General features: G+C 60.1%; 7 protein-coding genes and 2 pseudogenes. 5 read left to right on the top strand and 4 right to left on the bottom strand.

The features are described from left to right. Positions 1–347: 347 nt before the first annotated feature. Both EJ069_RS33955 and EJ069_RS27565 read right to left on the bottom strand, forming a co-directional pair. A pseudogene (locus EJ069_RS33955) lies at positions 348–809 on the bottom strand (OB-fold nucleic acid binding domain-containing protein); the annotation flags it as partial. A gap of 307 nt (positions 810–1,116) precedes the next feature. Further along, positions 1,117–3,042, bottom strand: a complete 1,926-nt coding sequence (locus EJ069_RS27565; protein ID WP_126063912.1) for a potassium transporter Kup — start codon at positions 3,040–3,042, stop codon at positions 1,117–1,119. Positions 3,043–4,025: 983 nt separating this feature from the next. Here EJ069_RS27565 and EJ069_RS27560 point away from each other — a divergent pair. The 4 genes and pseudogenes from EJ069_RS27560 to EJ069_RS27545 all read left to right on the top strand — a co-directional run. After that, positions 4,026–4,307 (top strand): AlpA family phage regulatory protein, encoded by a 282-nt coding sequence (locus EJ069_RS27560; RefSeq protein WP_126063911.1) that lies wholly within the window; start codon positions 4,026–4,028, stop codon positions 4,305–4,307. After that, complete coding sequence (locus EJ069_RS27555; protein WP_126063910.1) at positions 4,301–4,927, top strand: hypothetical protein; 627 nt, start codon at positions 4,301–4,303, stop codon at positions 4,925–4,927. The genes EJ069_RS27560 and EJ069_RS27555 overlap by 7 nt, the downstream gene beginning before the upstream one ends. A 705-nt stretch (positions 4,928–5,632) precedes the next feature. Further along, entirely contained in the window at positions 5,633–9,160 is a 3,528-nt protein-coding gene (locus EJ069_RS27550) for an autotransporter domain-containing protein (RefSeq protein WP_126063909.1), read from the top strand. 219 nt (positions 9,161–9,379) lie between these two features. Beyond that, positions 9,380–10,378, top strand: a pseudogene (locus tag EJ069_RS27545) (tyrosine-type recombinase/integrase); the annotation flags it as partial. 383 nt (positions 10,379–10,761) lie between these two features. On the opposite strand, the gene EJ069_RS27540 reads toward EJ069_RS27545, so the two are convergent. Continuing rightward, positions 10,762–11,100, bottom strand: coding sequence for a nucleotidyl transferase AbiEii/AbiGii toxin family protein (locus EJ069_RS27540; protein ID WP_126063908.1), 339 nt, complete (start codon positions 11,098–11,100; stop codon positions 10,762–10,764). A 502-nt stretch (positions 11,101–11,602) separates the two neighbouring features. Continuing rightward, positions 11,603–11,833: a hypothetical protein gene (locus EJ069_RS27535; protein ID WP_126063907.1), complete on the bottom strand. Its 231-nt coding sequence runs from the start codon at positions 11,831–11,833 to the stop codon at positions 11,603–11,605. A 708-nt stretch (positions 11,834–12,541) separates the two neighbouring features. Between EJ069_RS27535 and EJ069_RS27530 the strand changes: the two genes are divergently transcribed. Then, positions 12,542–14,704, top strand: coding sequence for a prolyl oligopeptidase family serine peptidase (locus EJ069_RS27530; protein ID WP_126063906.1), 2,163 nt, complete (start codon positions 12,542–12,544; stop codon positions 14,702–14,704). The last annotated feature ends 5 nt before the right edge of the window (positions 14,705–14,709 follow it).

Raw genomic sequence — 14,709 nt, 5'->3', positions numbered from 1 at the left:
GAGCAGATGAAGCGTTGGCAGCGTGTCTCCATTCGACGCGAGCGCTGAGGATGGGATCACGATCATTCGCATCACGCGCAGCCGCAAGGGCGACGCCATGGCTACTTTGGAATCGTTGAAGTGGTTTGAGCCGGACAGTCACAAATACACCCGTTACGCCGCGGCTCAGGAAACGGGGCGGCGTCCGGCGGTGGAGGTGCTCGCTGACTTAAAAAGGTGCGGGCAGTCGTTGCGCTTGAGAGCGACGACATTTGGGATCCGGCACGGGGTGACCTGCTGCCAATCGGCAGTTAACAGGGTCCGACAAAAGTGTGCACAACATGCTGCTGAAGTGGCCTCCGGAAGCGCTACCGGAAGTTACGCGTCTTGAACTTGATAGGGTCGATATGGTCATACTGCATCGACGATGTCGCGCCCCTTCGGCATGCCGCGCGGATCGATGCCCGATCCGCCGTGATGAGCCTCGTCCCTCGGCCGTGCGGCAACGGAAACGGCGTCTTGCGGTTTCCCACGCTGGCCAGCCCAGCCGACAGATCGGTCAGCTCGTGGGCGACGAGGTGCACCACCTCCTATTCCCGCCGGATGAGTCCGCGGACGCCGAGCATGGCCGACGCAAGAAGCACGCGCCGGAATTTCTCGAGAGATCTTGACCCAGACGACGACGTTTGCCGCACCCGTCTCATCCTCCAGAGGAACATGAAGCCTTTGGCCGAGCCCGGCCGCTGCCGGACCAGCACCAGGCCGGCGGCCTCGAGCCAGCTTCTGCCTCGCGCCTGCATAGCATCCTGACAGGTCACGGTGCGGCGCCGGTTAGGCGGCACGCCGATTTTGGCAACGCTAGCCTGTGAACTGAAGAATGAAGGTCGGACTTGCGGCACATCGATTAGGTTCAAATGATAAGTTGCTGCCCGGCGAGGTCGTTTCAGCGCATCTCGACTGGTGGGTCGGCAAGACAATGCGGAACGGAAATGATCGCAGGCGTAAAGGACGGCTTTCGGGGCCGGAAGCTTCAGGCCTGGAACCGGACCCCAGTTTGGCGCAAGCATCGTGGCCTCCGCCCGGTCAGGCATTCACCGGCTCGCGAAATGCCAATTGATTCTGCTTAACCGGGCATGCCTAAACGGCCACTTGCGTTCCCATCTCGACCACACGTCCGGTCGGGATCTGGAAATACTCCGTCGCGTCGGCGGCCGTGCGCGCCAAGCCGATGAACAGCTTGTCCTGCCACACCGGCATGCCGGAGTTGGGTGACGCCTTGAGCGAGCGACGCGACAGGAAGAAGGACGTCGTCATGATGTCGAACTTCCAACCCTGCTTGCGGCAGATCGCCAGCGCACGCGGGATGTTAGGCTGTTCCATGTAGCCGAAGGTCAGTGTCACCCGCATGAACAGCTCATTGATCGCTTCCATCATGATCCGCTCGCTGTCGGGCACCACGGGCTGCTGCGCCGTCACCACAGAGAGGATGACGTTCTGTTCGTGCAGCGCCTTGTAGTGCTTCAGGCTGTGCATCAACGCGGTCGGCGCACTGGCGGGATCGCTGGTCAGGAACACGGCCGTACCGGACACCAGCTGCGGTTTCTTCTTCAACAGATTGCCCGCAAGGAAATCGAGCGGAATCTGGTTCCTGCGCGTCTTGTCAAATAGATACCTGCTGCCTCTTATCCAAGTCCACATGGTCATCACGATCACTGCGGCAATGGCAAGCGAGGCCCAGCCGCCTTCGAATACCTTGACGATGTTAGCTGCAAAGAAGCCGGTATCGATGAAGACGAACACCGCCATTAAGGCTATCGCGACGCCGAGCGGCCATTTCCAGATGCGCGTCATCACAACAAAAAGCAGTATGTTCGTCACCAGCATATTGCCGGTCACCGAAATACCGTAGGCCGAGGCCAGCCGGCTGGATTCGCCGAAGCCGACCACCAGCAGCATCACCACCAGCGCCAGCATCAGGTTGATGCGCGGCAGATAGATCTGGCCCGACTGTTTTTCAGACGTGTGCTGGATGACGAAACGCGGCAGCATGTTGAGCTGTACCGCTTGCCTGGTCAGCGAAAAGGCGCCGGAGATCACCGCCTGGCAGGCGATCACGGTCGCCGCCGTGGCAAGCACGACCATCGGAATAAGCGTCCAGCCCTGGTTCATCTCGAAGAAGGGATGACCGACAACGCCGCCATTTGCCAGCACGAAGGCGCCTTGCCCGACATAATTGAGCAACAGACAAGGGAACACGATCGCCAGCCAGGCGAGCACGATCGGCTTGCGGCCGAAATGGCCGAGGTCGGCGTAGAGCGCCTCGGCTCCGGTGACGGCGAGGAAGACTGCACCAACCGTAACGAAGGCGACGTCAGGCGAGTTGACCAGGAACGACACGATGTAATGCGGGCTGATTGCCAGCAGGATTTCCGGGTCGTCCATGATGTGGTTGAGCCCGGAAAGGCCGATGGCCAGGAACCACAGCGCGGTAACGGGTCCGAACACCAATCCTACGCCGCCGGTGCCAAACCGCTGTACCGCAAACACGATCGCCAGGATGGCCAGTGTCAGCGGCACCACATAGGGCTGGAACGTCGGCGTGACGACATTCATACCTTCGACCGCCGACAGTACCGAGATTGCCGGCGTAATGACGGCGTCGCCAAAAAAAAGCGCCGCGCCGACGATGCCGATGCCGATGCCGAGGATCACCGCAGAGCGGGTCGGGAAACTGTTGCGCGCCAGCGCCATAAGCGACAGCACCCCGCCCTCGCCTCGATTGTCGGCGCGGAGCACGAACATGATGTATTTGATCGTCACGGTGATCGTCAGGGACCAGATGATCAGCGAGAGTACGCCGAGGATGTCGCCACGGCTGGCGACGTTGCCACCCGCTGATGCATGCAACGCCTCGCGAAATGCATAGATCGGGCTGGTGCCTATATCGCCATAAACGACACCTAGTGCGCCCAACATCAGCGCCTTGGTGCTGTGCTGCTCGACCTCAGAATGGCTCGATTGTTCGACAGGTTCTGCCTCGTTACCAGCATTGGTAAGGGCCATGGACGACACTCCGATAAGCGCGCGGTGCTCTACGCTTGCTGCACTGCAATATCAAGTTCCGTCACGTAATGTCTGCCGTCTCGCCTGTCGTTGCTCGCCTTGGTAGACTCGCCAGCCCGCAGCCCTACCGAGCAGCAATAGCGCCCCGGCAGAACCCTCAATCGCCCAGATCAATGAATGGTTATCGCCCACATTGCCCCCCCGCGATGCGGCCGATGGCGACCAGGGTGTCGTGGGCGCACAAGGATGGCGCTTTCCTGATGACGCCGTGCTCCAGGTGTGATCGCACCGTTGCTGCGCAAGCCATTTACTTGCTCGTCCCAGCGAGGACCGTGGCCAACTGGAACGCAGGGCCACGCCGCTCACCGGCCGCACTTTGCGGCGCAGATAACGATTCGATCTCCGCGGCGAGATTCTGGTTGAAGAAGCCACCAAGCTTGTCGAAGGACACACGGTCGTAATATCGACATGCCAGTATCCGCAACCCAGAAAAAGCTCCTTCGGCTCCGCTGCGCGCGCCACGAACAACCCGATCTTCTCTGCGAAAGAGGACGCCGTAATCCCAGGTTGAAGCCAAACCGGGGGGCGGCCGTGACGTATGCTACACAGGCGAAGGGCTAGGAGGCGGGTTCGGTGAGGAACGGCATTGATGTCCACGCCGTCTCCTGGAAAGACAGAGGAATGCGGTGTCACCGGCTGGCGCCGGAGGTTGATCCGGTGATTAGGAGGAGCACTCGTTGTCGGATTCTCGACGATGTCGGACATCTGACACAACGCTGCCAGAGTGATCGCATTGTTCCGAAACGATTTTCCCAGTTGGCACGACGGTTGCGGTCCCTATGCGCAAAAGCACTGCGATGCCGCACCGACTGGAAGAACTCATCAATGATCACGCTTTTCGAACATGTGGGCGCCGCTACCAGCACTGAGCGTTCCCGAGCCGACGGAAGCCTCTATCCCTTCTTTCTGAAGGCTGTCCGGACATGAACGCATTTGATGTCCGTCCAACGCTGGATGCTCCCGACGACGATCCCTATGTCTGGCTTGAAGATGTAGAGGGCGAGCGGGCACTTGCCTGGGCCGCCGGCCAGTCGGCAAAGACCCTGAAGCACTTCAGTGGAACGCAGTTCGAGCGCGACCGCGCGACTCTGAAGGCAGGCCTGTTCCCTAAGCGGCGTCGCATCTCCCCCGGCCGAGTCGCATGGCTTGAATCCGATATCAGGGCTTGGATGGAAACTAGATCTGAGAGCCGCACCGCATGGTAGCCTCCCAATATCTGCCGCTTGTGGCGCATCACGAAGCCGGGCACGCGGTGGCCGCCATCGTTTTGCACCGTCAGATGTTCGACGACGACCGTGAACTCCCTGCTTTCTCAAGTGTTAGTATTTACCCCGACGCCGGTGACGGAGAGTGCGGTGGTTTTGTCGAAGGCACGGTTTTCTATTCAGCGCAAGGATTCACCTCGGAGCGAAAGCCGATTTTCGAGAACGATATGGATCGACATTTCCAACGCGATGAAGCGATCCAAGTGATAGTTGCGTGTCTGGCAGGTCCTTTTGCAGAATCCGCATTCGAAGGCTATCTGGACCCGCGCGATATGGCGATGAATGCGTCCGATGGGAATGAGGGGAGCAGCGACTACGCGGATGCCAAGCGAATCTATGGTGAGTTGCGGTTCCTGATGCCGCGCCGCCCCCGTTGGAGGCGGATCGAAGATCGCACGGCCCGGCTAGTACTCGATCACTGGTCAGCCATCGAAGCATTGGCCGCGCATTTGCTGGTCAAGCATGATCTCCAATTCGATGAGGCTCTGACGATTGTTGCGCCGCATCTTCCGCCCATGCCAGCAGCTACGCCGCCAGAGCGTCATCCGCAGCCTGCTTGATCAGCCATTCGATGTGATTTGACCACATCTGCAACACCTCGCGCTTCTCCTTGACGTTGCTATAGAGATCGTAGATTTCGCCAATGTCTCCGGTTCGGGCTCACAGCCCGTCCATATAGCCGCCAGTCTGCTGCCTTCGAGTGGCCCATGTTGGCCGCGGCCAGGAAGTGGCGACGATTGAAAGGACAAAATCAGTTGCCGAAACTCATCGCAGGTGACGGTCTGGTGGCAATTTGGGCACATCTTGTGTCTCGTCGCCAGTAAACACGGATGCCCGGCAGGAGGCTGAGCTCGCTGCCGGCGGAAATCGTAGAGCGCCAGCGACGCATTCTGATCTTTCGTCAGGCAGTCGACCGCCTTGGCATACGCCTCGGCCTCCATCTCGATCGACCTGAACCGGTATCTTGTGCGCCATCCGGACGATCTGGGAAAGCTTGGCCGGGCCGGCGCCTTCCCAGGCGCACGGGAAGCGCGACGACCCATGTGGACCCTGGATTTCACTCCGCACTTACGCTGCTTTGGCCTTGTCAGCAGCCTGAGCATAAAGCGTGCTCAGCTTTCAGGCCGAGCACTCTTCCATTGTTGACAGCATCTGTCGTCAGTCAGGATCGCCCCATTTTCGCATGCCGCTTGCAGCTTTCAGGCTGTTGTCAGCCAGGGCCGCCATAAAGGGTCTCGTTAAACAACATTCAGGAGGCCGTTCCAATGATCAATCAGTTTGCGAGACTTTTTCGAGGACCAGGTATGCAGGCTTGTTTCAGGACAAAGAACTTTCTGGCGGCAACCACCGCGATGACGACGGTATTCCTGCCGGCTGTGTCTCTCGGGGTGGGTCTGGTAGCATTTCCAACTGGAGAAGCGTTGGCCGACGACCCGATTTCGATCCCGCTGGAGTATGTCGGGGAAGGCCATGACCGCCTGGGCATCTGGGCCAAGATCAACAATGGCAACGCGCAGCGATACGTATTCGACACGGGCTCGGACCAGCTCAACACGCAGATCGGGTCAGAGGTGACCGGGGTCCGCCCGATTGCCGACACGCCTTACGTATATACGTACGGGGACGGAACGTATGGTAATAAGCTTCAGAACGTGGAAATTGACAAATTTACATATGTCGATCCAGATCAAAAGATAACAATCGACGGGCCGTCTGTAAGCGATAAGAAATACCGGTCTGCTCGCATTCTCGATTTTGTCTATACCCATGCGTATTGCAAGGACAACAATCTTAAGTGCACGCCGGGATCCGTGACGGATGGACTTAAAGATATGTATGGTCAGGATCTCCAAGAACCTTATCACGCCGATAAGGAGCAGCGGGCGAAAATGACCGCTGGCAAGATGGCAGACGAAGGCGGCGATTTCGCAGGTACATTCGGGGCCGGCGATTTTCTTGGCAAGACAAGTGTCTGGGGCATGATGGGCAGTGTCACCAGGTCTGGCTACGTGGTCTCCGCCAATGTGAATCCGGATTCCGAGAGCGACCAAACGCCTGGCTGTTCCCCCTGCACGATTGTCAACCTCAATCCAAGCCTCCGGGCCCAATATACTAATGCCATGCCATGGGGAGAACCCGAGGAAAAAGATCAGGATTCTTATCAGAATTTTCCTGGCTCTGGCGCCAATGCCTCGACCGAATACGAAGGCAGCTACAATCTGCAGTACACGGTTAAGGATGGAGCCCCACCAATCACCGACCCCAACAAGACCGCGGTATTGCTCGACACCGGCACACCGGGCGGTGGCAGTCTGGAGATCAGTGATGCGATGCTGAAGCAATTTCAGGATGCGGGCGTCAAACTTAAAAATGTTCGGAGAAATGAGCAACGCGAGATCGTAAGCGCATCGGGCAACATCCCGAGCGTTACAATCGCAGGAACGGATGGCGATCCGGTAAGGCTGGACAATATCGACTTCACCTACACCAGCGGCACGACGGAACAACCCAATGACCAGACCAGTTTTGTTGCCGGTCTTGACTTCTTCAAAAACAGATCGGTCATTTTCGATCTGGAGAAGAAGTATACCGCTTTACATTTCGTCACTGCCAGCAACTTCTCTACCGATTCATCCGCACCCGAAGGGACCGGTCTGAGCAGGATCACGACGAGCATGGGGAATGAGGGCGGGTTCGGCATAGCGGGTGTCGTCTCCGGCTCCGGATCGCTGACGCTTGATACAAAGACGGTGGTCCGGATGACGAATGTCAACACCTACACCGGCGAGACGAATATTGCTCAGGATGCCTATCTCTCGCTTGCGGGGCTCGGCAACATCCAACGGTCAGCGAAAGTCGTTGCAGACGGCACGTTCGATATCTCCGAACATGGAAATGGCAGCGACTATTGGGGAATCTCCGACGCCTACAACGATGCCCGTATTCGTAGCCTGAGTGGCAGCGGAACGGTCGAACTGGGCAAGCGTACCCTGGTGCTAACGGCTTCGAACGACACTTTCGCCGGCAGCATCAACGACCTCGACGTTGATAACAATAATATGGGCGGCAAACTATTCGTTGCCGGTGGCGTGCAAACGCTGAGCGGAAAGAACAATTTTTCCGGCATGACGACGGTCGGTTCCGGCGCGGGATTGCTGCTTGCCGATACAGGTGTGCTTTCCCATGATGCGACCACGTCCGGCTTTCTCGGGAATGACGGGCAGATCGGGGGCACGGCTATCGCAAACAGCGGCGGTGTCGTCGCAGGCGGCGGCACCTACGGTGCGGTCACCATTTCCGAGGGCGGCACGGTCGCTCCTGGCAGTGCGACCGATCCGAGCAGGATCGTCACCACACTGACTGTCACGGGCGATTTCGCGCAGCAGTCCGGATCGATCTATCAGGTCGACCTCGCAAGGTCGTCCGATCTCATCGATGTTGGCGGAGCAGCGGCGATCGACAGCGGCGCGCAGATCGAGCTGCTGCGGCAGGGAACGCTATCGGTCGATGCCCGATATACTCTGCTCTCCGCAGCAGGCGGCGTAAGCGGCACCTATGGCGGGCTGACGGGGGCTCTGGCGACAGACGCGACGCCCTTCGTCGATTTCCAGCTCGTCTACGATGCCAACAATGTCTATCTCGATATCAGCCGCACATCGACGGCGTTTGCCGATGTAGCCAGCACCTTCAATCAACGCTCGGTCGCCGCAGCGGCTCAGGCGCTTGGAAGCGGTAATCCGATCCAGGACAACATCCTGTTCCTGACGGCGCCGGAAGCCCGCAACGCTTTCGATATGCTATCAGGCGAGGTTCATGCTTCCATTCATAGCGGCCTCATCGAGGACAGTCATTCTGTACGCGATGCCGCGAGCGAACGGATCCGTGCGGCGTTCGACGGCGTCGGTGCCTCCAGCGTTCCGGTGATGACTTATGGGCTGGGTGGTCTGGAACTGGCCCCGGCAACGAGTGAGAATTTCGCCGTATGGGGCCGTGGCTTCGGCGCCTGGGGTCATCTCGACAGCGACGGCAATGCCGCCGGTCTCGATCACTCGACAGGCGGCTTTCTGGCTGGCGGTGACGCGGCTGTCGGCGAAAGCTGGCGGCTCGGCCTCATCAGCGGCTACAGCCATACCTCCTTGGAGGCGGACGATCGCGCGTCGTCGGGCTCGAGCGAGAATTACCATCTCGGTCTTTTTGCCGGCACGCAGAACGGCAATCTCGGTTTTCGTTCCGGCCTTGCCTATACCTGGCACAGCATCGAGACCGGCAGGTCCGTGGTCTTTCCAGGCTTCGCCGACAGCCTTTCGGCCGATTACGACGCCGGCACGTTCCAGGCCTTTGGCGAGCTCGGCTACCGTATCAATACGGCTTCGGCTTCCTTCGAGCCCTACGCTAATCTCGCTTATGTGAATTTTGATGCCGATGGCTTCACCGAGAAGGGCGGCGCAGCCGCCTTGTCGAGCGGGGATCGCTCGAGCGACACGGCGTTTACCACGCTAGGTCTGCGTGCGTCGACGGTACTGACCCTCGGCACCGTGACTGCTACCGCGCGCGGCGGTCTTGGCTGGCGCCACGCCTTCGGCGACGTCAGGCCGGATACCGCTCTTGCCTTTGCTGGCGGTTCCTCCTTCGCCATCAAGGGCGTGCCGATCGCAAAGAACGCAGCTCTGCTCGAAGCTGGGCTGGACGTAAACATCACCGAGAACGCGACGTTCGGCATCGCCTATCAGGGACAGATCGCCTCGGATGCCCAGACACACGGGTTCAGCGCCAAGCTCGGCGTCCGTTACTAAATCACCCGCAAAAGAGATTGGTTATGAAGTCAGTGAGTGCATTTTCTTTTACCGTCGTTCTCGGCTCAGCGACGGTGATGTCTGTGTCCGCCGCGCGAACGGACGATGCCTGCTACAACAAGGCACAAAGCCTATGATGACGCAATGTTCAATCGACGACCTGAAGCCAGTCGATGGCGAGCTTGACAAGCTCTACAAGGAGATGGAGACCCGGCTCAAAGAGTCCCGGCGCATGTCCAGGAACTGGTCGAGACCGCGAGGGGCTACAACGCCACCTCGGAGAACACGCGCGACGCCTACCCCAAGGATTGGCGGCATTTTTCCTCCTGGTGCCGGCGCGCTGGCTTCGATCCCCTGCCTCCGGGCTCGAAGGTGATCAGGCTCAATATCAGCGCCTGTGCCTTGGGCACCGCCGCCGGCGATCCGAAGCGTGGCGCCCCTGCCCTTTCGGTTGCGACCATCGAGCGGCGGCTTTCCGGCCTCGCCTGGAACTTTACCCAGCGCGGCCGGCCGTTGGACCGCGCGGAGCGGCATATCTATACGGTTCTTGCCGGCATTCGCCGCGCAAGCACGCAAAAGCCACCGCGGCAGAAAGAGGCGGTCCTGGCGACGATCTGCTGGCGATGATCGCCACGCTCGGCCACGACCTCAGGGCCTGCGCGACCGCGCTATTTTGCTCCTGGGCTGTGGCGGCGGCCTGCGGCGCTCCGAGATCGTCGGTCTCGACGTCATGCGCGACGACAACAGCGATGGCGCCGGCTGGATCGAGATTTTTGACGGCAAGGGCTGCTGGTCACCCTGCGCGGCAAGACCGGCTGGCGCGAGGTCGAGGTCGGCCGCGGCTCCAGCGACCACACCTACCCCGTAGTCGCGCTCGAGAGCTGGATCCGCTTTGGCCGCATCGCACGTGGACCCCTGTTCCGCCGCATCTTCAAGGACAACAAGACCGTCGACGTCGAACGGCTCTCCGACAAGCACGTCGCCCGCCTGGTCAAGCAGGTGACGATCGCCGCCGGCGTCCCCTCCGATCTCCCGGAAGGGTAACGGGCGCTGCTGTTCTCGGGCCAGTCGCTGCGCGCCGGACTTGCCTCGTCGGCCGACGTCGAGGAGCGTTACGTGCAGAAGCAGCTCGGCCATGCCTCGGCCGAGATGACCCGCAAATATCAGCGGAGGCGCGGCAGATTCCGGACCAACCTCACCAAGGCGTCCGGGCTCTGAGAAACCCCTCCCCTCCCTCGGTTGGTCGCTAGGTCGTGGGGGTCAGGTTCTTTGAGTGATGACAACACCTCGTCGAGCACAGCGAACGCTGCGTCCAGACTGTCGGCGGCCGACGCTTCGTAGTCAGGGCATGATCATCAGCTGTGCAATGGCGCGGCCGACGAATTCATTGTTGAGTTTTTCCATCCGCTGTCTGGTTCGAGCGACCTGTTCTGGGAGCGTACGCAGAGCGTTGACGACCTCGTCCAATTGCGACCGGGCTGCGGCGGCGATGTCGAAGATGTCGCGCGGGTTGGCTTCCGAAATCCCCGGTAATAGACCTTCTTGGCGATGATTTCCGGGATGGTCTCGAGCCGCACGGTCCTGCCTTCCACCACGCGGGTCTAGAACGGCTTCGTTGTTAGCGCTCCGGCAACGATGAAGTCGATTTCGCCAACGTCTTCGAAGGCGAATTTCTGGAACCGAAGCCCGTCCCCCAAATAGTCGGACGGCATCGTTTCAAAGTGCAGGTGGCTTTTGGATGGTCGATGACCGAGCAATTGAGGGTCGTCGAGGAAAATATCGATGTCGTGGCTTTCGCGATGGCCGATCTGGATCATCATAGCCGTTCCGCCGCCAAATGACCATTCAAAGTCGTAGCCCCGGCATTCCCGCGAAGCTGGCCGATCAGGTCGATATAATACGAAAAAGCCGCCGCCATTCGGACGGGCGTCGGCTATCATGTCCAGCCATTACGCGGCGAGCGGATAGCTTTCGCCGGACCAGGCAGAGAACTTGGCGGCAAAAGCCTTCATCTCGTCGACCGAATGTGGTGCGCGGTTGCGAACTCGACTTGCTGGGCCAGTCACGAGAACTGCAGGCACGACTGTGCCCCCTTGCCCGCCCCCACGGACGTCCAAACATGCAATTTGGCAAAGCACCGGCGCCGAAGCCACCCGACCTCGATGACGCCATTTCGTCGAAGCATGTGTCGTCGGCACTGTGCAGGGCAGAAGCAGGCTGTCGGTCCCGCGCAGCGACAGCAAGCGCGGCCTGAGCATGCGAAGGGAGTCGCTTTGATAGGAGTACCCGGCTGGGTTCCGTTCAGGACGTTCCCTGAAGACTTGGTGGCGTGGCGGTGGCTTCGACGCTGGTGGTGGGCAGGTTGTCGTAGCCCGGGTGCAATAAGCTTAGTCATCTAGGTCTCCTGGGGGAAATTTCCGCCATTGGGGGCCAAGTTTCACGCTATGCCAGCCCGTAGTTGTACAGGTGAAGCCGACTGGTCAGTGGACCGCAAAACGAAAGGCGCGCCGCTTCTCTTTGGTGATGCTCGCGCCGCGCTTTCTTCGCTGACGGTATGGAGATGAAGCGCGGCATGCCCCTGTAGCAGCCGATTTCACAACCAGACTTGCGTCCGCACTGCCCCTGTTCCTGCGGCATACCAATGCGTGGCGTCAGGAAGACTTCGTCGACCATTAGCCGTCTCGCTGAGATACTACCGAGCCCGAGCTCCCCTATCCTAGACCCTCGTATCGCATATCGGACGGCCCCACATCAGCCCAAGTTGCCATGGGGACCAGCCCCATGCGTTCGCCCGAATGCAGCTTCCTGGCTTGATCGACAGCAATCCAGGCGACGGTGCAGGCCAAGATTGCGGCAGGGCTTGGGCAACCATCAGGTCGCCCAAGGGGTGCCCCACCCTTCTCCTCAGAACTCAGCTGCTTCCAGCTGGCGGCTGAAACTCACAGGCGCAGCCAGCTTGGTCTCTAACCGCATCGATCGCATCATGGTGTCTGCCATGAATCCGTGTGCGTGAAGCGCTCCAGAGCGAAGATGTTGGGCGTCAACCAGGTTCACCAATGAGCTTCACTGCTCGAGTTCTGCACGGTGTCACCGCCTGGCGCCGGAGGTTGATCCGGTGATTAGGAGGAGCACTCGTTGTCGGATTCTCGACGATGTCGGACATGTGACACAACGCTTCCAGAGCGATCGCGTTGTTCCGAAACGATTTTCCCAGTTGGCACGACGGTTGCGGTCCCTATGCGCAAAAGCACTGCGATGCCGCACCGACTGGAAGAACTCATCAATGATCACGCTTTTCGAACATGTGGGCGCCGCTACCAGCACTGAGCGTTCCCGAGCCGACGGAAGCCTCTATCCCTTCTTTCTGAAGGCTGTCCGGACATGAACGCATTTGATGTCCGTCCAACGCTGGATGCTCCCGACGACGATCCCTATGTCTGGCTTGAAGATGTAGAGGGCGAGCGGGCACTTGCCTGGGCCGCCGGCCAATCGGCAAAGACCCTGAAGCACTTCGGTGGAGCGCAATTCGAGCGCGACCGCGCGGCTCTGACAGCCATTTTCGACAATCGCGACAATCTTCCCCTGATCGCGCGCCGTAGTCAGTACCTCTACAATTACTGGCGAGATGACGGTAATCCACGCGGACTGTGGCGCCGGACCACCCTTGCCGCCTACATGAAGGCGGATCCCCAATGGGAGCTACTGCTCGATCTGGATGCTCTCGCGGCTAGCGACGGAGAGGACTGGATCTGGGACGGCGCGTCCATCGAGCCGGAGAGACGGGAAAGAGCCGTTCTGCGCCTGTCGCGCGGCGGCAGCGACGCGGTCGTGCATCGCGAATTCGACCTGATCTCTCTGAGCTTTGTCGCCGACGGCTTCAACCTCCCCGAGGCCAAAGGCTACGTTAATTGGCTGGACCCTGACACGCTTCTGCTTTCCAGTGCGCTTGGTAATGGCATGGCCACCCGCTCCGGCTATGCGCGCACCGTTCGACTGTGGAAGCGTGACGCGGATCCCCTCACCACGCCGGTAATCTTCGAGGCCGGGTTCGAGAGCCTCGAGGTGTCTGGTCATTCGGACCGCACCGGCCGCGGCGAGCGCCTTTGGTTCATCGAGAAACCGGCCTTCTTCGAGAAGATCAGTTGGATCGGGGACAGGAGCGGGCCGAGGACGCAGATCGATCTTCCTCGCGACGCGTCGTGGCGGGTCTTCGGCGACTGGCTGGCGGTAAGGCCGCGCAAGCCCTTGACGGTGGGAGGCACCACCCATCCCGCCGACGCGCTGATCGTCATCTCGCTTTCCTCTTTCCTCGCCGGCGGACGCCGTTTTGAGACCCTGTTTCAACCAGGGGAAAGGCGCTCCCTGCAGTCATTCTTCTGGAATGACGGGAAGCTTATTATCTCCTACCTCGCGAACCTCGCCCCGCGTTTCGAGGTCTTCACCCCGGGTCGGCAGGAATGGACGCGCCGGACCCTGGACGCGGTGCCAGCGCAAGGGACTGTCCACCTCTGGTCTCTCGATGCGGAAAATCACGAGACCAATGGAGAGGTCCTCGTTTCGGCTCAGGACCCGATCACGCCGCCGCAGCTCTTGCTATTCGATCTCAATGCCGCGCCGTCTCTCAGCGCTTCAGCAATCCTGAAGCGCAGCCCGGAGAATTTCGATGCATCCGGACTGGTGGTCACGCGCCACGAGGCAGTCTCTATCGATCATGAGCTGATCCCCTATACGCAGGTTGGTCCGGCGAACGGGAACGGAGATGCTCCGATTCACCTTTCCGCTTATGGCGGGTTCGGCATATCGCTCCTGCCCTACTACAACTCCCCGCTGGGCAAGCTGTGGCTCGAGCGCGGCGGCACGTGTGTGGAGGCGAACATCCGCGGCGGCGGCGAGTTCGGCACCCGCTGGCACGATGCCGGGCGCAGGGAGGGCAAGCGTCTGGCCCATGACGATTTCGCCGCCGTTGCCGCCGACCTCGTGCGAAGGGGCATCACCCTGCCGAGGCGGATTGCCGCTGAGGGCGGCTCAAATGGCGGCCTGCTGATCGCAAACATGCTGACCCGCTATCCTGAGCATTTCGGGGCTCTGTTCTGCACAAATCCGCTTATCGACATGCGTCGCTATTCCAAGCTCTTGGCGGGCGCGAGCTGGATCGACGAATATGGCGATCCGGACAAGGCTCACGATTGGGCTTTCCTGAAGGAAATCGCCGCCTATCACGCCGCGGCGCCGGGACAGCCCTATCCGCCTATCCTGATCGCCACCACGAAACGCGACGACCGCGTCCATCCGGGCCATGCGCGCAAGATGGCCGCAAAACTGCAGGCTCTTGGCTATCCCGCTTACTTCTACGAGGCCAGCGCAGGCGGGCACGGCTACGGCAAGGACAATCGGGAGCAAGCCGCATTCATCAGTCTAGGCACCAATTTTCTCCGCAGCGCAATCGGCTTCAACGATCACCTTCCGGAGATGGCGGAACGCGTTGCAACGCAAGAGGAGCGTTTGAGCTCCATCAACAATTCATTCGAGCAGGAGACGAAATAGTGCAG

Source organism: Mesorhizobium sp. M2A.F.Ca.ET.043.05.1.1, assembly GCF_003952445.1.
Taxonomy (GTDB): Bacteria; Pseudomonadota; Alphaproteobacteria; order Rhizobiales; family Rhizobiaceae; genus Mesorhizobium.
This window is presented reverse-complemented; position numbering and strand designations above follow the sequence as displayed.